General features: G+C 45.7%; 1 protein-coding gene. It reads left to right on the forward strand.

The window, feature by feature from the left end:
* The coding region (locus KTE19_RS13835) for a DDE-type integrase/transposase/recombinase (RefSeq protein ID WP_217342535.1) at positions 1 to 221 on the forward strand (221 nt) is incomplete at both ends.

Consider the following 221-nt stretch of genomic DNA (forward strand, 5'->3'; position numbering starts at 1 on the left):
TCGCATCGGCGATTTTGAACTAGATACAGTCGTTGGTCCTCGTGGGCATAGTAAGGCAGTTTTATTAACTTTAATCGATCGAAAATCACGGTTCCTTTGGGCATACCGGTTAAAAGATCGGACGACAGCGACTGTTAATGAAGCACTAACTAAGTTCCTAACCACTTTTAATGGTCCGGTGCACAGCTTTACTGTGGACCGTGGCACTGAGTTTAGTGGGC

This window comes from Lentilactobacillus dabitei (genome assembly GCF_019061365.1).
GTDB classification, from domain to species: domain Bacteria; phylum Bacillota; class Bacilli; order Lactobacillales; family Lactobacillaceae; genus Lentilactobacillus; species Lentilactobacillus dabitei.